Annotated in this window: 19 protein-coding genes; 7 read left to right on the forward strand and 12 right to left on the reverse strand. The window is 48.5% G+C overall.

Annotated features, from left to right (window positions below):
• Positions 1–15: 15 nt before the first annotated feature.
• Genes NTH01S_RS06355 through NTH01S_RS06365 form a run of 3 tightly spaced genes read left to right on the forward strand, consistent with a single transcriptional unit; the run spans position 16 to position 2,776 of the window.
• Complete coding sequence (locus NTH01S_RS06355; protein WP_068171206.1) at positions 16–933, forward strand: DMT family transporter; 918 nt, start codon at positions 16–18, stop codon at positions 931–933.
• The gene (locus NTH01S_RS06360) at positions 930–1,292 is read left to right on the forward strand and encodes a hypothetical protein (protein ID WP_068171209.1); all 363 of its coding nucleotides are present in this window, start codon (positions 930–932) and stop codon (positions 1,290–1,292) included. Before NTH01S_RS06355 ends, NTH01S_RS06360 begins: the two co-directional genes overlap by 4 nt.
• The gene (locus NTH01S_RS06365) at positions 1,292–2,776 is read left to right on the forward strand and encodes a phosphomannomutase (RefSeq protein ID WP_068171212.1); all 1,485 of its coding nucleotides are present in this window, start codon (positions 1,292–1,294) and stop codon (positions 2,774–2,776) included. Before NTH01S_RS06360 ends, NTH01S_RS06365 begins: the two co-directional genes overlap by 1 nt.
• Positions 2,777–2,902: 126 nt before the next feature.
• On the opposite strand, the gene NTH01S_RS06370 is transcribed toward NTH01S_RS06365, so the two are convergent.
• Together NTH01S_RS06370 and NTH01S_RS06375 are read right to left on the reverse strand one after the other, a co-directional pair.
• Positions 2,903–3,808, reverse strand: a complete 906-nt coding sequence (locus NTH01S_RS06370) for an SDR family oxidoreductase (protein WP_068171216.1) — start codon at positions 3,806–3,808, stop codon at positions 2,903–2,905.
• Positions 3,805–5,154, reverse strand: coding sequence for a hypothetical protein (locus tag NTH01S_RS06375; RefSeq protein WP_068171220.1), 1,350 nt, complete (start codon positions 5,152–5,154; stop codon positions 3,805–3,807). The genes NTH01S_RS06370 and NTH01S_RS06375 overlap by 4 nt, the downstream gene beginning before the upstream one ends.
• Positions 5,155–5,472: 318 nt before the next feature.
• On the opposite strand from NTH01S_RS06375, the gene rplM reads away from it, so the two are divergent.
• Both rplM and rpsI read left to right on the forward strand, forming a co-directional pair.
• Positions 5,473–5,946 (forward strand): 50S ribosomal protein L13, encoded by a 474-nt coding sequence (gene rplM / locus NTH01S_RS06380; protein WP_068171224.1) that lies wholly within the window; start codon positions 5,473–5,475, stop codon positions 5,944–5,946.
• A gap of 9 nt (positions 5,947–5,955) precedes the next feature.
• Positions 5,956–6,447, forward strand: coding sequence for a 30S ribosomal protein S9 (rpsI, locus tag NTH01S_RS06385; RefSeq protein ID WP_084367075.1), 492 nt, complete (start codon positions 5,956–5,958; stop codon positions 6,445–6,447).
• A 168-nt stretch (positions 6,448–6,615) separates the two neighbouring features.
• On the opposite strand, the gene mtnK is transcribed toward rpsI, so the two are convergent.
• The 4 genes from mtnK to NTH01S_RS06405 all read right to left on the reverse strand — a co-directional run bounded on the left by mtnK (position 6,616) and on the right by NTH01S_RS06405 (position 10,973).
• Positions 6,616–7,803, reverse strand: coding sequence for an S-methyl-5-thioribose kinase (gene mtnK, locus NTH01S_RS06390; RefSeq protein ID WP_068171227.1), 1,188 nt, complete (start codon positions 7,801–7,803; stop codon positions 6,616–6,618).
• On the reverse strand, positions 7,803–8,501 hold the full coding sequence (locus NTH01S_RS06395; protein ID WP_068171230.1) for an NUDIX hydrolase: 699 nt from the start codon (positions 8,499–8,501) through the stop codon (positions 7,803–7,805). The genes mtnK and NTH01S_RS06395 overlap by 1 nt, the downstream gene beginning before the upstream one ends.
• Before the next feature lie 8 nt (positions 8,502–8,509).
• Complete coding sequence (locus NTH01S_RS06400) at positions 8,510–9,943, reverse strand: glycoside hydrolase family 32 protein (protein WP_068171233.1); 1,434 nt, start codon at positions 9,941–9,943, stop codon at positions 8,510–8,512.
• Positions 9,944–10,031: 88 nt separating this feature from the next.
• Positions 10,032–10,973 (reverse strand): retropepsin-like aspartic protease family protein, encoded by a 942-nt coding sequence (locus tag NTH01S_RS06405; RefSeq protein WP_068171236.1) that lies wholly within the window; start codon positions 10,971–10,973, stop codon positions 10,032–10,034.
• A gap of 155 nt (positions 10,974–11,128) precedes the next feature.
• Between NTH01S_RS06405 and NTH01S_RS06410 the strand changes: the two genes are divergently transcribed.
• Positions 11,129–11,989 (forward strand): endonuclease/exonuclease/phosphatase family protein, encoded by an 861-nt coding sequence (locus NTH01S_RS06410; protein ID WP_084367077.1) that lies wholly within the window; start codon positions 11,129–11,131, stop codon positions 11,987–11,989.
• A 52-nt stretch (positions 11,990–12,041) separates the two neighbouring features.
• On the opposite strand, the gene NTH01S_RS06415 is transcribed toward NTH01S_RS06410, so the two are convergent.
• Positions 12,042–13,226 carry an MFS transporter gene (locus NTH01S_RS06415; RefSeq protein ID WP_068171238.1) on the reverse strand — a complete coding sequence of 395 codons (1,185 nt, stop codon included), beginning with the start codon at positions 13,224–13,226 and terminating at the stop codon, positions 12,042–12,044.
• Between the two features lie 204 nt (positions 13,227–13,430).
• Complete coding sequence (locus NTH01S_RS06420; protein WP_084367079.1) at positions 13,431–15,164, reverse strand: glycoside hydrolase family 68 protein; 1,734 nt, start codon at positions 15,162–15,164, stop codon at positions 13,431–13,433.
• 274 nt (positions 15,165–15,438) lie between these two features.
• Between NTH01S_RS06420 and NTH01S_RS06425 the strand changes: the two genes are divergently transcribed.
• Entirely contained in the window at positions 15,439–16,026 is a 588-nt protein-coding gene (locus NTH01S_RS06425; protein WP_068171241.1) for a CatB-related O-acetyltransferase, read from the forward strand.
• On the opposite strand, the gene NTH01S_RS06430 is transcribed toward NTH01S_RS06425, so the two are convergent.
• The 4 genes from NTH01S_RS06430 to NTH01S_RS06445 form a co-directional block, all read right to left on the reverse strand.
• Entirely contained in the window at positions 16,021–16,386 is a 366-nt protein-coding gene (locus NTH01S_RS06430) for a response regulator (RefSeq protein WP_068171244.1), read from the reverse strand. The genes NTH01S_RS06425 and NTH01S_RS06430 overlap by 6 nt on opposite strands.
• Positions 16,379–19,786 carry a chemotaxis protein CheB gene (locus NTH01S_RS06435; protein WP_068171247.1) on the reverse strand — a complete coding sequence of 1,136 codons (3,408 nt, stop codon included), beginning with the start codon at positions 19,784–19,786 and terminating at the stop codon, positions 16,379–16,381. Before NTH01S_RS06435 ends, NTH01S_RS06430 begins: the two co-directional genes overlap by 8 nt.
• Before the next feature lie 13 nt (positions 19,787–19,799).
• On the reverse strand, positions 19,800–20,348 hold the full coding sequence (locus NTH01S_RS06440; protein WP_068171251.1) for a PAS domain-containing protein: 549 nt from the start codon (positions 20,346–20,348) through the stop codon (positions 19,800–19,802).
• Positions 20,349–20,483: 135 nt separating this feature from the next.
• Positions 20,484–20,975 carry a flavin reductase gene (locus NTH01S_RS06445; protein ID WP_068171253.1) on the reverse strand — a complete coding sequence of 164 codons (492 nt, stop codon included), beginning with the start codon at positions 20,973–20,975 and terminating at the stop codon, positions 20,484–20,486.
• Positions 20,976–21,126 lie beyond the last annotated feature (151 nt).

Here is a 21,126-nt window from a genome sequence, read left to right on the forward strand (position 1 = left end):
GATGAGTGTTTTGCAATGAAATCGCGCTTTTCCCTTGTTTTGCCGCTGTGTGTTGTCTTGGCAATTGTTTCTTGGGCAAGTGCATATCCCGTTACGCGCATGGCTTTGCAGGAGATGTCTCCACTGCCATTGGCTGCGACACGTTATGCACTGGCTGGAGGGATTGCGTTGTTATGGCTGCTGGTAACACGGCCTCCCTTGCCCGCGCGGAAGGATTGGCCGCAGTTAATTGCCTGCGGTGCAACGGGCATTGCTGTGTACAATATTCTTTTTAATAGCGGTGAGGTGACGGTGAGTTCAGGGGCAACCAGTTTGCTTTTGGCTGCGATGCCGTTGATTTCGGCTTTATTGGCTTCTGTGTTTTTGGGGGAACGCTTGCTTCTTCGCGGCTGGATTGGCTCTTTGATCAGTTTTATCGGTGTGGCGCTGATTTCTCTGAATGAGGGGGGCGGTATGCATTTGGGGAAGGGGGCTGTATTTATCATTGGGGCAGCATGCTGTGGTGCGTTGTATACAAATTTGCAGAGGCGCTTGATTCGCAAATATGGCGCTTTGCCTGTGATTGCCTATGTTTTGATTATTGGCGGTATTTTGCTGTCACCTTGGTTGATGGCTGGCATCACTCGTCTGGAGACGGCGGGTGCAGTCACGCGGTGGTCTGTTATTGAGCTGGCTGTTTTACCTGCTGCGCTGGGCTATGCGGCATGGGGCTATGTGATCGGACAGTTAGGGGCCGCACGTGGTGTTTTGTTTATGTATCTTTTACCGCCTGTGACCATGTTGTTAGCGTTTGCATTAAGTGGTGAGGTGCCTCGGTGGTCGACCCTCGAAGGAGGGAGTGTGGTCATGGCGGGGTTGGCTTTGGCGACGTTCCCAGCGCGGCGGAAAGTGCCGGTTATTGTGCCGGAAAATGTTGAATTGGGTGAGGCGTGAGCCGGATCCCACTTTATATTACGCGTGACGTAGAATGCTTCAGTCGTGCGCAGCGTGAGTGTTGTGTGTGTGTGGCTTTAGGTCCCGTGTCTCGGGAAGGTTGGGTGGATGTGGTGGTGCAGCCCCCGCCTTCGCCTTTTCGGCGGCATAGTTTTGGTTGCGCGTGCTGTGCGCGTGACGGTTTGACGGTGCTTCTTGGTGGCCTGTTTCAAGAGTATGTGCGTGGAGTACGTCAGTTTGATGCTCTGGTTTTAGAAGTGACATCATCTGAATATGACGATGTTCAGACTTTATTGCGGCAAGATGCTTTATTGTCCGCGCGTTATGATGTGCAGGTTGAAGAATTAAAGGAAGAGTAATGAATATCGCGTCATGGATGGAGCGGTCCGGCGTTGCGTTTGGAACAAGTGGCGCGCGCGGATTGGTCGCGGCCATGACGGATGAGATCTGCTGGGTTTATACGCAAGCCTTTTTGCGATATTTGCGGGCAATAGGGCAGTTTGAACGGGGGACGCCCGTTGCTGTCGCGGGAGATTTGCGCCCGAGTACACCCCGCATTATTGCCGCATGTATTGCCGCTATTCGGGCTGAAGGCGGTGTGCCGGTATATGGTGGCACAGTGCCGACACCAGCTTTGTGTACCTATGCGTTTGCGCGGCGTATGCCTTCTTTAATGGTGACGGGGAGCCATATCCCGGCGGATCGGAATGGGATTAAGTTTAATCGTATTGATGGAGAATTCCTCAAAGGCGATGAAGCCGCGATGCGAGAGGTTGTGGTGACCGTGCCGGATGGTTTGTTTGACCAAGATGGCTCTTTATGCCGTGCGGAGGTTTTGCCGCCCGTGACGGATATGGTTGAGGGGTATGTGGTGCGTTATCGGAATGCGTTTGGTCAAGAGGCGCTGAAGGGGCAAACGCTGGGCGTATATCAGCATTCATCGGTTGGGCGTGATGTCCTTCCTCTGATTCTAAAAGCTTTGGGAGCTGATGTTGTGCCTTTGGGGCGGTCCGAGAGTTTTGTGTCTGTTGATACGGAGGCGGTCCGGCCAGAAGATACAATACTCGCCGTAGAATGGGCAAAATCCGGGCGCTTTCAAGCTATTTTGACGATGGATGGGGATGCGGATCGGCCATTATTAGCTGATGAATATGGGCAATGGCTGCGGGGGGATGTGCTGGGTATTTTATGTGCGCGCTTTCTGAAAGCTGCTCATGTTGTGACGCCGGTCAGCAGTAATACGGCTTTAGAGAAATCCGCCTTTGCGGTTGAGACGTATCGTACTCGTATTGGATCGCCTTACGTCATTTCGGCTATGCAAGACGCTGTGGCGGCTGTGAATACAAAGGCGGGGCCAGTTGTGGGGTATGAGGCAAATGGCGGTTTTTTGCTGCAAACGGAGGTAGTGTTACAGGCTGGTGTTTTATCTGCGCTACCAACCCGTGATGCGGTATTGCCTATGCTGGCGGCGTTATGTGCCGCAGCAGAGCGTCATAGACCTCTCTCTGCGTTATGTGCGGAGTTGCCGTCACGCTTTACCGCGAGTGATCGTTTGAAAGAGATGCCAACGGCGCAAAGCTGTGCGGCTATAGAGGGTTTGGTGAAAGAAACGGCGGCAGGAGCCAAAAAACTCGGTTTTACGGCGTTATGTGGTGACGTGATGCATGTGGATATGACGGACGGCTTGCGTATGACGTTTGTGAGCCAAGAGATTATTCATGTGCGCCCTTCAGGGAATGCGCCAGAATTACGCGTATATGTTGAAGCTGCCACGCAGGAACGTGCGGTTAGGGTTTTGGAGAGTGCTTTGCGCGCGGTTTCGGTGTGGCGGGAAGCGGCATAACGTCTTTGATGTGCGTTCGGTATCTGGGTGTCTGTGCTTTATAATCTTGTAAGTGGGATGCCCTCTTTGTGGGGCAAAGAGGGCATTTGGGGGCGTGTTGTTGTGTTATTAAGCGGGGATTGGTGATTAGGGGGCGCTGGTATTCTGTTGCTTTAAGGTTGCCTCGTTGGAAGATGAGAACAATCTCTCTAATCCGTCATCGAGAGATGAGGGATGCACATTGAGGCGCTCTTGCATGGGGGTAATGTCAAAAATTTTATCTTCCAAAAGGCGGCGTATTTCTTCGGGCTTAATGGTTGGTACGAATGAAAAACAGCGTGTGTACCAAGCAAGATGCGCTAATAAGGCACCGGGAACAGAGACAATGGGGCGTTGGCGTAATCCGGCATAATGGCTAATTTTTTGTATAAATTGGCGATAAGGTAATGCCGTCTTTCCTGCGATGATGAGAGTCTCGGGGGTGGTTATCTGGTGATGGATCAGTAATGACGTGCCCGCGACCAAGCATTGGATGACATCGCGCTGTTCAATGGGCTGCACCTGCATAGTGCCACCGCCCGGTAAAGGAATAATCGGGAGTTTGCGAATAAGTTTGGCAAGGCGTTGAACGTTATTTTCGCCATTAGCGCCATAAATCATGGTGGGGTGTAAGAGTAAGGATGGGCGGCCGTCTTGATGCAAGGCAGCTTCTCCCGCAAGAACGCCGTTACCGTGTGCGTCTGGCCAGCGCGTGAATTTGCGTGTGCTGCCTAAGGCGATGATGGGGGCGGAGCTTGCCTGTAAAATAGCCGGAATGTGGCGGGCATGTGCGGTATTGGCGACAAGTGTTACGTCTTGCAGGGCGGTGTTGAGCGTATCCTGATTGGTGAGGTCAGCCTGCATGACGCTATGTAAATGCGGGCGTAGGTCATTAGGCAGGGTTTCAATGCGGCGTAGGATAGCACGGACATTGTAACCTTGTGCGATGAGTGCGCTGCACAGGCTGCGTCCGGAGCGGCCATTGGCCCCGATTACGGCGATGAGGCGCGTCATTGGACGGAAAACGTCATGACATTAGGGGTGAAAAGCAGCATTCCCCATGTCGGGTTATGCGCTAGAGCCGGTATCTGTGAAATTGGCAGAGGGGTGGGGGGCACAATGTTAAGGCTGAGCGTACGTCCATTCGGCGCCGTGATGTAGTCAAGTACAGGCGCGAAGACGGGGGCTGATTTGGTGAGGTTTTGTAAGCCTAGAAGAAGGCTTTTTTGATCCTCTTCGGAAAAACGTGTTTTGGGCAGAAGCAGAGGAGCATCATGCAAGAAGCGATCTCCTTGCACAGACAATTGTATATTTTTTAGAAAAAAATCTGACAGTGGCGGTGGGGTTTCGGCAGGGGGGATCGCCCCCTTTTGTAGGTGCAGAGAAAACGTAAAATGTACGAAGTCAGGAATCGTGAGAGCCAGCTGTGACGTGAGGTCATTGTGATTCGACGATAAAATTGTGTTTTGTGTGATGGTCGAGCCTGCTCCGTTGAGTGGTACGGGAATTTTCTGTGAGCCAAGGTGGAGATGTAAGCCTGTGGCCGTCAGGGCAGAATGTGTTCCGTCGTTTTCTTGTGTATTGTGGAAAGAGATTTGATCAATAGATCCGTGATTATTACCAAAACGGACAGTGTTGTTGAGCGCAGTAAACGACGCCGTATTTGGAGGTGTAGGGGTATTATTCTTGAGGGTTTCTTGGAGGGTGGTGGTTGTATCGTCTATTTGTGCTGTGAACGCATCACACGTTAAAAAAATGGGTGTTGGGTAGGCTGGAGAGGTGCCGTCATCTAAAGACGTTTTTCGAAGAGAGAGTGTTGTTGCACGGTTTTTACCGTATCGGTTTAGCTGAGCATTTTGTGCGGTAAAGGACCATGCTTGCTGGGCTGTCCGGAGAGTGAAGTGGGCTGAGAGGTCTTCGCTTTCTCCATGATCAAGAATAATATTGCTCGCTTCAACAGCGGTAAGGCCAGCGCCGTGGTCTGGGGGAATGACGAGGCCGCGTAAATGCATTGTGTTAGCGTGTATATGGTAAGATGGGCCATCGAGAGATGGCTGCTCCAGATCAAGGCGTGAGAAGCTTGTTTCACCGGCTGGAGATAATGTCACATGCCCTAAATGCAGTTCATGTGCGCGGTAGGTGATATCGTGAATACGTAATGTGACGTCAGAAAGATGTGCGCCGCGTGCTAGAAGGTCAGGGCGTGCGGCGCTGTATTCAAGAGTTGAGCCTGGAGGGAGCGCGGCACGAAAGCGTGCTAGGCCGTTTTGAAGGGCGTGCTCAGGGCCGTAATGGGTGCCGTAGGCGACAACGCCGGCAAAGGCCACTAAGAGGCTGGTGGCAAGTAAAGGGCGTTTCATAGCGGACTCCGACACGACTGCTATAATGCAGTAGGGCTAACTTACAGAGAATGTATGGCCGATAATGTATTTTTCTTATCACGGAGTGGCTTGAGAGCAAAAGTGGGTATAAAAATTACGGTAATATAATACCGCATTACTTTTTTTGGCAGAAAACTGCGGAAAATTAAAGGGTGTAGTGTAAAATAAGCACTTGACGAAAGGCGCTGATACCGCGATAACGCCGCACCTGATCCGCTCCCGGGCATGTTCCGGCGGGCGTTGTCCATAGGTGTGGCCTTTTCTTTGAGGTCATACCCCGAAACCGGAATATCAACGATGAAGACTACACAGTCGCTGAAGCCGGCGGAGGTGACGAAGAACTGGATCCTGATCGACGCTGAAGGGCTCGTTCTTGGCCGTCTCGCCACTATTATCGCCAATCGTCTGCGCGGCAAGCATAAGCCACAGTTCACACCGCATGTTGATTGTGGCGACAATGTCGTCGTGATCAACGCGGAAAAGATTGCCCTGACCGGCAATAAAGTGGGCCAAAAGCTGTTCCACTACCACACGGGTCATCCGGGCGGTATTAAAGAGCGCACCATCACGCAGCGTCTGACAGGTAAGAACCCAGGTCACGTTGTTGAGAAGGCTGTCGAGCGTATGATTACGCGCGGCCCGCTGCAGCGCGCTCAAATGAAGCACCTGTACGTTTATGCTGGCGCAGAGCACCCGCATGACGGCCAGAAGCCCGTCAAGCTGGACGTGGCTGCGCTGAACCGCAAGAACACCGTTTCACACGAGTCGTAAGGCCTGACCATGTCCGAGACCCAAGAGCGCACCGGCACGCTGCAGGACCTTGCGAGCGCTGCCCCTTCAATTGCTACCAACGCAGCACCTGTTCGTGAAGCTAAGCACGACGCACAGGGCCGTTCCTACGCTACAGGCCGTCGTAAAGACGCTGTTGCACGCGTGTGGATCAAGCCAGGTAAGGGCGACATCATCGTCAATGGCCGTCCGGTCAAGACGTATTTCGCTCGTCCAGTTCTGCGTATGCTCCTTGCACAGCCATTCCTGATCACGGATCGTTACAACCAGTTTGACGTGTATTGCACGGTCGCTGGTGGCGGTCTGTCCGGTCAGGCGGGTGCAGTTCGTCACGGTATCTCCCGTGCACTGACGCATTACGAGCCAGGTCTGCGCGGTATCCTGAAGCTTGCTGGCTTCCTGACGCGTGACAGCCGTGTTGTTGAGCGTAAGAAGTACGGCCGTGCGAAGGCACGTCGTTCCTTCCAGTTCTCAAAGCGTTGATTTTTCAACGTCTTTGTTGGACAGAAAAAACCCGGCCATGTGCCGGGTTTTTTTGTGTCTTACCTAGGCGTAAGAACTGTACGAGTTTTTTCTGAAAATTGTTGGCTGGACCTAAGGTGCAAATGCTTAGAAGGCTTTATTGCCTTATGGTTATGAGGTGATGGCGCTTTATGAGCGGATGAGTGATAACGCATCATCTAATGAGTTGATGTCTCGGTGCTTCATAATGAGGGTGCGGCCTGTGTGTAAGGCTTTAAGCCGTGCGGCGCTGCGTATTTCAGGTGTGGCGCATATATTATAATCTGCGACTTGGGCAAAGCCGATTGTGCGGCGGATCAGCTCTAGGCCACAAAACCCGCATGTGTCTCGCAAGATGGAGATAAGGGTCTCGTGAAGTAAAGACTGAGCGGCGTTGTCGGATAAGAGGGAGGCTGCATCTCCTTTACGTTGCTGGAAAAGTAATGTGAGTTCTTGGCAAAAGCTGCGCCAGAATGTTTCTATTTCGCTGATTAAAATATCGATTTTATGTGGTGCTGCGCAGGCATGCAGTATGAGATTGCCGATATAGAGGCCGCAATCAAAACCAATAGGCCCCATAAGAGCGAACTCCCCATCAATGACGCGGATATCGTTGCCATGCAGCATGATGGAGCCGGTGTGTAGGTCACCATGGAGTAAGGCTTGGCGTTCTGTCAGGAAACGCATTTGCAGCGTGCTAATGGCTTGATGTAAGGCGGTGTCTTGCTGGAGCGCTTGAATAGTGGGTTCTAAAGCGGGTTCTGCCGGAGGGTTTCTGGGGCAGGGGTGGAATGGGTCCGTTAAAATGAGATCTACGGTGATGCGGGTGAGAGATGTATTGCCTGAAAAGGCTTCGAGAAGATGGGCGCCTGTTTCAAAGGGTTGTGTGAGCCAGCTACTCGCATGGGTGGCGCGCGCGATGTACTCCCCGATTGATGCAGAAAATCCAGTGCTAACGCTATCGTTTATTAAGGCGGTACGCAGGACTTGATGCGGTATGAGTGCTTCCATGACCAGCAAATACATTTCTGGGTCATAGGTATAAAGCTGTGGCGCGTAAGGGCTGACTGCGCTTGCGGTGTGTTGCATGTAGCGGGATTCAAAGAGTGCGCGCTCAAGGGGCATAGGCCAGTCTGGCGCTACGCGGACATGCGGAAGAGATTGTTTGCAGCAGAGGGAGCCTGAGGGGCCAGAGACGATAAAGACTAGGTTGAGGTTGCCGTCACTGACTTCTTGAATATGCCAGTCTTCAGAAGTGGGGCCCAAAAGTTGGGTCATGTTTTCCTGCGTTTTGAGCCAGTCTCTGAGAGTTGTCGGGGTTAAGGCATAATAGGGCATTATGTGTGTTCCAGTAGGGCGCGTAATGTTGGGACCATGAGACCATCAAAAGATGTTTTCTGCATTAGATTAAGGCAGGTGAGGGCATCATATTCTGCATTGCCTTCGGTCTTGCAGCGTTCTTCTATAGTTCGGAAGGAGAGAGGGCTGTGGATGGATACGCCGATATCAATGATATGTGTGTTGGGATGTTCACAGGCGAGAAGAGGGGGGCCAATATCTATCTCTTCTGGGGTGAGGCCAAGCTCCTCATGTGCTTCTGCTTGCAGTTGTTCAGTTAGATTAATGGCGGTGGTGTGATCTCGTGTTTCAACACTGCCTGCCGGGATACCTTGCCAATATCCGGGTAAATAAATGGAGCGTGCTGAGCGTTTTCCTATGACAATGCCATCGGTTGCGTGAAAAAGACCGACAACAGCGAGGGATTTGAGTGGGTTTTCTGCGAAGAGATCCGGGCGGGTCATTTGAGCGAGTACATTTTTGAACTCGTTCCAATGTCCTTCAATATGGGTTGACGTGAGGCGATCTACGCAAAAGACGCGGCCATTATAAAGGGTGGGGTGTTGGGTCGTTTTTTTCTCCCAAATGTGTGCGATGTCTTCTTGGTGTGTGTGGCAGAGTGGGTTGATGGTTTCATGCACGGCTATGTGTAGAGAGGCTTGGAGGGGCGTTACGGACCAAGGTGTGTGTGAAAGCATGGTTTTACCTATGATGCATTGGTGATTGTGAGTGACCGTAGAAGGCATGTGCGCTCTGATACGGTTATGCGTGGTGTTGCGGGTGTGTATTGTGGGAATGCGAGAGAGGTGAGGGATAACATCCCGTCGTTGAAAATAATTTCAATGCTACTGCTATTGATGATGGCGGTGAATGTGACGGCTCTTTGGAAAGTAAGAGGTGCATTTCGTTCTGCGGTCCATGCGATGCTCTGAGAGGGGGCGAAGCCGGAATGATCGCGCTTTAAGTTCACGTTATTGCGGCTTGGGGACAAGATCAGTGTGAAGGGCGTGCCCATACCGCTTTGAAAAGTCAGGGTAATGTCATGTGGCCAGTCACTGTTATGGGGGGGAGTGATGGTGGCTTGGATGGCGTAATGGTCCGAGTGTACCAGAGGGATGGAGAAGGGATTTTCCGGGGTAATAATGCGTTGCTCTAGTATTTGATGTTTTGTGTTATAGAAAATTTCATCGGAGGCGATGAAATTGTTGGTGAGACGAGGGCCAGCATCTGTCTCTTGTAATGTTAGTGTACGTATGCGTGTGTAGCTACCATAGTAATTAATGGGGGGAAGTTGGGTTGCATAATCCCAATTATTTTTCCATGCTATGGCATAGTAGTGTTCTTGTGGGTGAGATGTGAGGGTATGGTCTCCCCAAATGGCGCAGGCATAGAAATCACTTCCGCCGTCAAGCCACTGGCCGGATGGTTCATCTGGTTGGAAGGTATATCCATCGAAATGCCCTACCCAGTAATGGGCCCCTGTGGTGAAGCCATGGCGATATCCATTTGCGCTGCATAAGAGAATCCAGCGTTCTCCTTTGTGCCGACCTTGGGAGTCACGGGCTATAATCGGGAAGAGAGTTGGGCACTCTAAGGTGCCCAATGTGTCGCACATGAAGCCGGAGAGGTAAGACCAGTCTGTTAGATTTGATGAACGATAAAAGCCAATTTTGCCAATTTCAGCGAGAGACATAACCCAGCATTGTTCTTTCTCCATCCATGTCACCCGAGGATCTCGAAAGACTTTATCTTTAATTGTCGTGTTTTTAGGGAGTGGGTTCGTCATGACGGCGCGGTCAAAGGTAAAGCTTTTTCCTCCGTCTTTTGAAAACCAGCGTGCGGTTCCTTGCCCATCTGGCATGGGCATGGTGCAAAGAGCAATAATGGTGTCTTGGCCTAAACCTGCGCGGTTATCATGGTCAATGATGAGGGATCCGCTCCATGGATCCCCATAGGGGGTCGTGTATTTGGGGATGGCAATTCCGGCATCGTGCCAATGAATAAGATCAAGTGAGATAGAAAGCTTCCAGGCAGTACCGTTTCCAGTAGGGAAATCAACATTATAGAGATAATAAAAATGCCAAGTGCCATTCACTTTGAGAATAGGTTGCGGATCGCCGCGAAAGGGTAAATGGCTCATTAGAACGCTCTCTTTGGATCATAGAGTATTCGTATCAGATCATGTTTTTATGTCGAGAGATAGTGCTCCAATACGTGCAAGGCTATGTTTAGCGTTGTGGAGGGCGTGGTTGTATTGTTAAGTAGTCTTTATTTCCTTCTTCTTGTAAATATAAAATATCACGATACTTTGGTATCCATAGTCGGTAATGTCTTAGGAAGTCTGCTCCTAATATATTTATATTGATGTCAGAAATAGATAATGTGATGTTGTGGAATGTTAAGGAGGAAAAGCTGAAACTTTTGAATTTATGCCGATAATTGGTTATTTTATATTCACTTATACCGTATGATGTTGTGGTTTTGTCAGCGTATAGCTCTGATTTTTTAATGCCAGCATCAAGCGCGTCGTCCTCAGAAATGAATGTGTTGCTTGCTCCGCTGTCAATGATAGCGTCAATAGGATAGTTATTTATTTTAAGGGTGATACCAATTTTATTGCGATCATTTATCGGCGCAGAAAATGGAATGGACGTATACTTCCCTGGCCAAGGGGGGATTTGTCCTGTGCAGCCTTGTACATCAAATAACGCAATCTGGTGCTGGGGTAGGTCCATGGCGAGGTCGTAATTGCGTAGGAAATCGGCACCAAAAAGTCCCACGAGTGGCAGTCCTGCAATGGTGGAGTGCCCTGCTTTTTCTCCTGTAGAGATGAGTGTGATATTGCGTGCTATGCCTGAGCCAATGCCGAGTGTCTCGACAGAAACGAGCTGAGCGAAGGCGCTGCCGCCGGCACCGTTGATCAGGATGGATTGTGGAAGGGTAGTCAAGCCCAAGGGTTCAATCTGTGCGGACCAAATTAAACTGTGTGCAGCCCCAGTATCGACAAGAAAGGCTACGGGGTGCCCGTTTACGGTGGCGCGCACGATGGGGGATGATTGGTTATTAAGAACCTCCATATTGCCGAGGGAGGCAATGTGGCAAGAACCATCATCGGCACAGCCGGAGAGGAACAATGCAAGAATGGTCAATGATAATGTTTTATGCTTCATGTATTCATTGCCCCTTGGAAAAATATTTATATTACTTTGATATATATGAGTATAATGATAAATTGTAATTTTAATCAATTATGAATTTTATATTTAGGCATTGAAAATATGATTTTAATCATGGAGGAAGAAAAATTATTTAGATAGGGATTGTTATGTTTGTAAAAAATATCGTCCGTTTTCTTGGTATCCTTTCTCTTTTCGTCGGCGGTCAATATCTGCACGCGGCGGATGATTTAAAGGTTATGAGCTTTAATGTCCGCTACCCCAATCCAGAAGATGGGGAAAACATTTGGGATAAGCGGCGTGATATTCTGGTGGAGACGATACGTCATTTCTCACCGGATGTTATGGGAACACAGGAAATTTTTCTACAGCAAGCGCAAGATATTGTGCGGGATTTGCCGCAGTATCAGTGGTTTGGCGTTGATCGGTTTGGTGGCCACAGCAATGAACATATGGGTATTTTTTATAACACACACCGTATAAAATTAACGGATCATGGTGTGTTTTGGCTGTCCAATACGCCTGATGTCCCCGGGAGTATGGGGTGGGGGGCAGCATTGCCGCGTTATGTGAATTGGGGGGTCTTTGAAACGCGAGAGGTTGTGGCTCGGCGCCCCAGAATGCGTTTTTTGTTTTTAGATACGCATTTTGCTAATCGTGATGTTGAAGATGCTCCAGCGCGCGCACATTCGGTTCAGTTGATTTTGAAGACATTGCCCCAATTAGCGCATGGGTTGCCGATTATTTTGGTGGGGGATTTTAATTCAGCACCGACAGATGAGGCGCATCGCCTGATGGAAAAAGGGCTGACGGATATGTGGGAACATGCGGCGCGTAAGGTGGGGCCAGATGGTACGTTTCATGATTTCACGGGTACGCCGCAAGTCATGTTGGATTATGTGATGACGCAAGGTTTCCGGGCGCGTTGGATGAAGGTGGATACGTTTCATCGAGGAGTGCATTATCCTTCGGACCATTTCCCTATTGAGGCGATTTTGAGCGCGCAATAGCGAGCGTTCCAAGCTGAACGGCATTTTTATATGCCGTTCAGTTGGGGGTGTATTAATTTTTCAGAATACGACTAATGCCAACGCCGATGAGGCAGCACAGCGCAGTGGTTGCGAACATTGTGGTATAGTTTGTGGCTTCGATCAGCTGTCCGAGTACTAAGCCGCAGCAGGCAACGGACAGGTCAGTAAAAAGGGAGTATGCGCCAAGGGCTGCGCCACGATTATGTGCGCCGGCACGGTTTACGGCGAGTGTTCCGAGGGATGGAAACAAAAGTGAGAACCCTGCGCCGGTTAGGGCGGACCCGGCGATTGCGGCGAGTGGGCTATGAATAAAGCCGATTAAAGCAAGGCCGCTCGCTTCGACCAAGAGGGAAAGGGCGGCGATTTCGGCCCCGCCGTATGTATTGATGTATTTACCGAAGGCTAAGCGTATAAAAACAAAGACGAACCCAAATGTAGTGACGGCTAAGCCCGCGCCGTTCCAGTGATTATGAGCATAATAAAGAGCTAAAAAGGAAGAGATCGCGCCGAAGCCGACGGAGCCGGTTGCGAGTGCCATACCGTGTGGAAACACAAGGCGTAAAGCGTGGCTAAAGGGTAATCTTTGAGTGTGGGCGGGGGCTGGAGCGAGGCCTTGATAAAACTTAATGAGGATAAGCCCTATCAGGGGCAGGAGTGCGGCCGTGAAGCCAACGCCGATGATGCTGCCGTATAGAGTGGGAAGGTGAGCGAGTTTTGCGCCAAGGGGAGCGCCGAGAGCAATGCCGCCATAGGATGTGACGCCGTTCCATGAAATGGCGGTGGCTGTATGTTTACTGCCAACGCGACCGATATTCCAAACGGTGACACCTGTAGCAACCCAGCTTTCGGCCCAACCAAGAAAGAGGCGGCTAATCAGCAGGACTGTTAAGGAGAGGGAGGCGGTGTGCTGTAAAAATCCTGCACAGAAAAGGCTTATGCCAGAGAGCATGCAGGCGAGGAGGCCAATGGTCACCACAGGTTTGGGACCATAGAGGTCAATGCGCTTTCCTGCGGGGGCACGTCCTGCAAATGTTGCTAAGTATTGGAGTGAAAAGCTTAGTCCTGCAATCGTTGTGCTGTACCCTAATTTTTCATGCACGAAGAGTGTCAAAACGGTGCTTGGTAAGCCGATGACACTATAAACGAGCAGATTGAACAGAACGACCGGGAGAACTCGTTGCGTTGGTGATGCCGCCGGCATGTCTTCTGTGGTCATGTGCTCGAACCTTTCGGTCATATGGTAGCGTCAGGTGATACGACCGAACAGAATGTGGTCGTGCCTGAAGACCACAAGCAGCATGATGCACGGGGCAGCATGGAGATGTGTCAATTATGGCGCTCTTAAAACGCATAGATGGGTTGAGTATTTTGCGGGAAGCCCGGCCACGGGTTGGAACGCCATGGCCGGGGATGAGTTATTTTAGAAGCCAAAATTACTGAATGGGTCAGGGAATGATGGCACTATAGGGGTGGGTTGTACTGGAAAGGGGGTGCTATCTTGCAGTAGTCCCAGCAGGTTTGTATTCGCGAGATTGGCGCTTATATCGCCATAGCCCCCTAATCCTTGGATGCCGTACCACGGATTAATCGCTGTATTGGGGCCGTTCATGGAGACCTGAACCGTTGGGGAGAGTGTTCCTCCGCGACGGTTTTGGACGGTATCAATGAAGGATTCAATTTTGCCATTGGGCATGAGGTAATGTGAATAGCTTTGGAAAGCATTCGGGTTTTGTCGGGGGTTAGGAGCCCAATCTGCACCTGCGGCGGTGTTGAGGTCTGTTGGGTTGGCAAGCATGAGGCCACTGCTGTTGTTTAGTGGAATCCAGTCACTACGGATGCCTTTGCCATAAAAACCGTATTCGCCATCTGGTCCATCAATACCGGCTGCGAATGTTGTGCGGTGGCTAATGGTCAAGAGGTAGTAATTACCGTTCTTGATATACATTTGTGGCCGCTCAGTTTGGTCGTTTACGCAGTTAGACGAGATAAGGGGTGGTAGGAAGCTCCATTGGGTTAGATCACTATTTGTAGCAACCGCTAAGCCGATATTGGCGCGCTGGAAAATGGCCCCTGAGCCATTTACTTGGTCAACTGTTTCAGCGTATTTGTCGCCTGGTTGATAGCCAAGGTCGGATGCGTCACAGGGGGTTTGACCACGGACGCCAGCAGAATTGCCTTCAAAAACCATGAAGGTTTTGCCTGGGTTTGCAGGGTCTTTAAAGGTGTAAGGATCACGGAAAGAGAAGTATTGGTTTTGTGCGCCTGTTTGATAATAGGTGCCGTCTGGCTGCAAAAGTGGGGTATGCTGGTCAAAGCCCGTAAACCAGACATGTGTTGCGTCTGCGTGAATTTGGCCTTTTGCTAAGCTAATGATGGCTTGTGGTGGGGTGATATTGCCGCCCCAGCTATTACGATTAAAGGCCATGTCCGTATAAAAGGTCATGATACCGTTAGAGCCAAGTTGTTGAATGCGTGTTGAGCCGGACCATTGGGCATTATCTGTATAGGCTTGGCCGGCATAAATGGCTTCGCTGCTGCCATCTGGGAAGAGGTTGCCGCCGTAAATCCATCCGCCGGCCGGTGGGCGTAAGGAGGCAGGGATATTTGCGCGACGATAGAAATAACCAATTTTTGCGTGTGTATGACGATCGTCAAAGCCATATCCGGCATTTTTATTGGCGGTGAGGCAGAAAATAACCTCCCAGCCGTTGTAGCTATATTGATTGCCCGATGCGTCTGTGAGCGGCCATGTGTCCCAGACCCAAACTTTATCGCTGATACTCGGGAAATCGACCGGGATGGTCGGCATGGTGAGTGCGTTTGGTAATGAGTTCACGCCTGCCGATACGTTTGGATTAGACATGGCTTTAATCTGTCGAGCATCCGCACGGGTCCACCGGCCGGTATAATGCTCAAAAGGGTCGTGCGCTGCGCCTGTATGGGTGGCTGGGGCGGGGTAACCTGGTTCTAGAGGGATATGTTGGCTCATGCGCTTGAAGGGCATAAGACCTGGTGCTGGGGGGAGCTGTATATCCTGGAGGATACTCGCCAGTGCGGGAGGGAGGCTTTGGGCTGACGCTTGACCAAGAGATAAGGCTGCTATCGCTAGTCCTGCCAAAGCAAAATGTTTTCTTTTTTTAAGCCGGATAACCATAAGTATGCTGCCTCATTCCCAGAGAAAAGGTTTTGTTATTTTAAACGCTTATCGACAACAAAGTTTTACATTTATTAACGATAAGTTATCTATAGGTTACGCATAATTTAATGATTCGCACTATGAGTTATTTGGTTTTTTTTATTATTAATGGATTAAAATTTTTATTGACGACGAGTGCGTTTTTAGCCTCTCTTGCCTTGTATATGCTGAAATTAAGATTTGCGGGATTATAAATATAATAATTTTATTATAAATAATGGGGGTATGGTATATGTTTGGTAATAATTATTTTTCACTATTGATGAAGTATTCTTTGGCTCATCAAATTGATGATTGGGGATGGATTATTGGTGAACATACCTATGGAAAGCCAGAAATTATTGAGCCTGCTTATGCATCATTAGAGATTGGACGCTTTTGCTCTATAGGTCCGAAAGTTTTGATCATTTTAGGCAATCATAGATATGATACGGTCACCACTTATCCGTTTAAGACATTGAAAGCGTTTTGGCCTGAGGCAGAAGATGCCGTTGATGACCATACGTCAAAGGGTGGAATCATCATTGGTCATGATGTGTGGGTGGGGGCGCGTGCCGTTATTCTGTCAGGGGTGACGGTCGGGTCTGGAGCTATTATAGCTGCAGGTGCTATTGTAACGAAAGATGTGCCGCCATATTCCATTGTTGGAGGAAACCCGGCACGGGTAATACGATATCGTTTTTCAGAAGACGTGATCCAAAAACTACTTGCTATTGCGTGGTGGAATTGGCCCGAAGATTTATTAAGGGAACGGATGAGTGCTCTTATGAATGATGATATTGAAGAGTTTGTGCGGTTATATTCGGTCGATAAATCATAATTTATCGACCGATAATGCAATCGTATTTTTCATAACCGTAGGGTCGAAGGGTTTGGCAATGTATTTCCCTGGCGGGTAATATGTTTCGAGATGATGGTTGTTGGCATGGCCTGAGCTAAAAATAATCGGGATGCCGTGTTTATGAAAGACACGAGCGAGCGGTAAGGCTTCTCCATCTGTCAGTTTAACGTCCAAAATGGCACAATCAATGCTGTGTGCATCGATGTTTGCCAAGGCTGCTAGAGCGGCTTGGCAAGAGGAAAAAGGGCCGTGACTTTTGATGTTGAGTTCAGACAAAAGCATCTCGATCTCGAGTGAAATCAGTAGCTCGTCCTCAACGAGGAAGACGTATTTATTCATGGGTATAACAGCGTTTGGGGAGTGTTAGAGTTTTACGGAAGAGCAAATTATCTATCGTTGTTTCGCTGGTGGCGTTGAGTTGTCGGATAGAAATATCTTCTAGAATGCGCCCAAAGCCTTTTTGCGTCTCAAAAGAGCGTTGACGCTTTTTCTCTTCGGTCCATTCCATGTGTAAAGTATCATTCTGTATGCACCAAGTGACGGTGAGTACGCCTTTGGCATCAGAATCGAGAGCGCCATATTTGACGGCATTGGTCGACCATTCGTGGAAAATGAGGGCGAGTGAGGAGAGGGCATCTTGGTGAATAAGAATGTGAGGCCCTGAAATAGAGACATGGGCTAGGTCTTTATAGGGCATTAAAATGGCGGAGATGAGTTGTTCTAGGCGTGGTTTGTCGTGATTGTGTGTTGTTGGGGTGGCGGCATGAGCTGTTCCTAAGGCCACAATGCGTTCGCGCATACTTTTCGCGAAGAGCGGAACGTTGTCATGTCTTTGGGCGGCAATGGTGATCATGCTGCCAATAATAGCGAAGAGATTTTTTATGCGATGGTTCATCTCTTGAACCATGAGCTCGCGTGTTTCTACGAGGATGTGCTCTGGAGTGACATCAATGGAAACGCCAATGAGTGTCACAGGGGTTTGTTGGGTGATCAGGTGTCCGTAACCACGTATCCAGCGTGTTTCACCATTTGGTACAATGGTACGAAAGCTACAGTCGAATTTTTCGATGCCTTTGAGTGCCAAATCAAGCTTCTCTTTAAGGAGGTCTTGATCCGCAGGAAAAACTAATGCGCCAGAGTGGGCGCTCGTGGCTTGGGGAGAGATAGAGGTACCATTACCTATATCAATGGTGGTTTGAGAGAGTGAGGGGCAGTAGCTCCAAATGCCGATATGTGCGGCTTTAATGGCAAGGTTCAGGCGGTCACGCTCGGCGGAGAGTTGTCGCTCGAGGGAAAGAGCATCGGTGATGTCGGTAAAGACGAGTGTGGCGCCGCTAATGGTGGCGATATCACTATGGTAAGGCAGGATGCGCAGAGCATAAACGCGTAGTTGATCACGAGTGGTGATGCGTTTTTGAACGATGCTGCCGCCTTGAGCGACGTTTATGGCGTCAAGGTAGTAGCTGTTAATGTCAAACGGACTATAAACATCTGCAAGTGGTCGCCCTTTATCGGTATTTTTTAGGGGGAATAAATGCGTTACGGATTTGGTAAAATTTCGGATGCAGGTTTTTTTATCAATAACGATTACAGATAGGTTTGTTGAATCGAGAAAATTTCTGAGGTCATTGTTTGAAATTGATAGTTGTCCTATTTTTATTTTTAATTCGTCATTAACGGTTGACAGTTCTTCATTGGTCGATTGTAATTCTTCATTCATCGACATCATTTCTTCGTTTGAACTTTTCAGTTCCTCATTTGCTGTTTCTAACTCCTCTGTGGCCATGCGGAGGCTGTGCCGTGCGTGTCGGAGTTCATTCTCTAATTGCTCTATATGGTCATGGTTATTTTCAAATTCGTCAAAATCATCATCTAGGCGTGGTGTTGTGGCGGCGGCCTCTATGAAAACAATTAACAGGGTTTCACTATCAAGTGGGTCGCACACAATATCGACTGTATGAATAACAAATTCGGTATGAATAGTAATTTTACGAGCAATAATTTTGCGTTTTTTGAAGCGTGTTTCGCGTATAATTTTCCCGAGGACTGCACGTAAATCAGGGCCAGATAATGTGAAAATGTTGGTTCCATCTACGTTACTGACGGGAAAATGAAAATATCTTCCAATTTTCCCGAAGGCAGAGATGATTTCATTTTCTTTGTTAATAACGGCTGTTGGTAGAGAGTATTTATCTAGAACTCTATGATATATATTATTTTCATTATTATTCATAATGTGAGCAGATTTATTGATATTCTTCTCAATCCTTATTGGGAAGTTATCAGTATTTGGCAAAGATAAGGGATAATTTTTGCTTTCGGGGGAGCGCATAAAAATACGTGCCTGAAGATCAATGGTGGAAAAATAACCTTCAAAGCGTCCCATGCTGTCAGAAGGGCCCAAGAACAGAAAACGGCCAGGCTTGGCGGCAAAGTGAAGTATGGGAGCAACGGCTTTTTGTAGTGTATCGTTGAAGTAAATCAGAACATTTCGACATGATATGAGATCTATTTTAGAAAATGGTGGATCTCGCAGGAGGTTGTGGTTTGAAAAGCGCACCATATTGCGGATGAAAGGGGTAATTTTGAATTTATCCCCAATGGGTGTGGTGTAACGTTTTTTGAGGTGTTCGGGGATGTCGATCAAAGAGGCGAGGGGGTAGGTGCCCTCTCGGCCAATATTGATTATGTTTTCGTCAATATCTGAGGCGAATATCTGTACAGAGATACGGTGATTAAGGCCTGATAAGCGGATTGTTTCTGCAAAAAGTATGGCGATACTATAGGCTTCTTCGCCACTGGAACAGGCAGGGACCCATATACGCAACTCATCATTGGGCAGGGCTTGGTGTACTAGGGGCTTAATGACTTTTTCATGGAGTTGTTTGAAGGCGTCAGGGTCGCGGAAGAATTTTGTAACGTTAATCAAAAAATCCTTGAACAGTGCTTGGCTTTCTTCCGGGCTGTTTTTGATGAGTTCCAAGTATTTTTGTTCAGATTCTATGCCTACGATGTGCATACGTCGTGCGATGCGGCGTAGAAGGGTGGAATGTTTGTAGCCTGAAAAATCATGCCCAACGACATTGCGTAATTCATGGCATATCTCGTCCATTTTTTCATGGATAAAGGTAATGTTTGCGGGGAGTGATGTTGTCTTTAGTTGTTTTAGGTATTTTTGTAACCCGGGAATAATATCTGAGGGGGGATATATAAAATCCATATGACCGGTACTGATGGCGGAGAGTGGCATGCTGTCATAGCGCGCAGTATCAGGGGTTTGTGCGATGCACAGGCCGCCATATTCTTTAATGGTTTGTGCGCCTATGGTGCCATCAGCTCCTGTGCCAGAAAGCACGACGCAGGCGGCATTGTTTCTTTGATCAATGGCTAGAGAGCGAAAAAAGTCATCAATAGGACGGCGTACCCCGCGAGGCTGCACAAAGTCAGTCAGTTCGAGCCTGCCTTGGGCTATTAATAGTCCATGTCCGGGGGGGATAATATAGACATGTTCTGGAAGGAGTGTTTCTCCTCCTTCGCACTGTAAAACGGTTAGGTTCGTATACCGGTCCAGTAACTGTGCGAGAAGACTATTATAATCTGGGTCCAGATGTTGAACAATCACAAAGGCCATGTCTATGGGGGCCTGGGTGGCGGAGAACATGGAACGTAGTGCTTCAATTCCTCCTGCTGAAGAGCCGACGCCCACAATGAATGGGAGAGTTTTAGCTGTATTATTCATTATGTGCTCTTCATCAGAGAAGGGGAGCATCAGCTTGGTCCAGCATGACTTTAGCTTGAGCGATTGCTGCGGTTGCATTTGCTACGACCGAGAGTGAACCTGATAGAATGAGGCTATTTGGTCTTACGGTTTTTGGAATGTCGATAAGTGCAGTTTTTAGGGTGTGCTCATAGTGAGAGAGAATGTCAGGATAAGTGTTGCTGACGTCAAATTGGGAGGCAAAAAGATATTGTGTATTGTTGAGGCAATTTTTGATTTTGGACATGAATAAAAGATTTATAAACGGAGTGCCATTTTTTTTGAAATTTATGAGTGGTACACGTATGCTTTCAATAGAGTCTTTTTTTAAGAATTCTCTTATGCGAGATTTATTGTAATCATTATTTGATTTATTTTGTAGTATGCGGCAGTTTTTTCCATAGAGCTCATCTTTACCATATCCGGTTAATTGTTCGAAGTGCTGATTAACGTAGAGTAGGGGGTGGTCGTTTGTATTTTCTGCGATGGATACCGCTATGTGTATGTCGTTGCAGTATTGAATAAGGGGTTGTGGGAGCGGCATAGAGGTTCCGAGGAAGAAAAATTTGTACGATTATAGGCAAAAAAATCTATATTGGAAACGTCTTATTGTGATGAATATAGCGGCATGAGGAGCATTTTTGGAATGGACCTCATGCTTTATGTTTTGGTATATTTATTATATTGACATATAATTTCGACGAATCCAAAGTAATGAATTCTCTTTTGTCTCATTTATATTGATATAACTTACTTCTCCAAAGACAACTGTATGAGTGCCTACATCTTGTATATTGGATATTGTACATTCCAGAGACACAAGTGCATCTTCTAAGATCGGCTGCCCGTTTTTACCTATATGCCACGAGCCTAACGAGAAGCGTTCTTCCATATTTACGGCGCTGCTAGCAAAATGATTCGATAGCGCTTCATGGCCGTCAGATAAGATATTAACGGCGAATGTTCCATGCTGAAGCAAGACTGGATGCGTTTTGGTTTGACGGTTGATGCAGACCAATAGGGTTGGGGGGGTGTCAGTCACACTGGAGACGGCGGAGGCCGTGAAGCCATATCGGCCTTGCTCCCCATTGGTTGTGATAATTGTGACGGCACTCGCAAGGCGCGCCATGGCATCGCGAAAAATTTGGGTGCTGGGAAGTGCGGTGTTCATAAGATTCCAGATGGTTCATGTGACTGTATGAGGGTCTGCCAATATGCGTGTATCGTGAAAAGCCTCAAGCATTTTGTGCATCCAAATGCGCTTTAGAAGACAGGGTGCGCAGTTTATGTGTTGCAATCAGCATTATATAAATTGACATATT

This window comes from Neokomagataea thailandica NBRC 106555 (assembly GCF_001598495.1).
GTDB classification, from domain to species: Bacteria; Pseudomonadota; Alphaproteobacteria; order Acetobacterales; family Acetobacteraceae; genus Gluconobacter; species Gluconobacter thailandicus_A.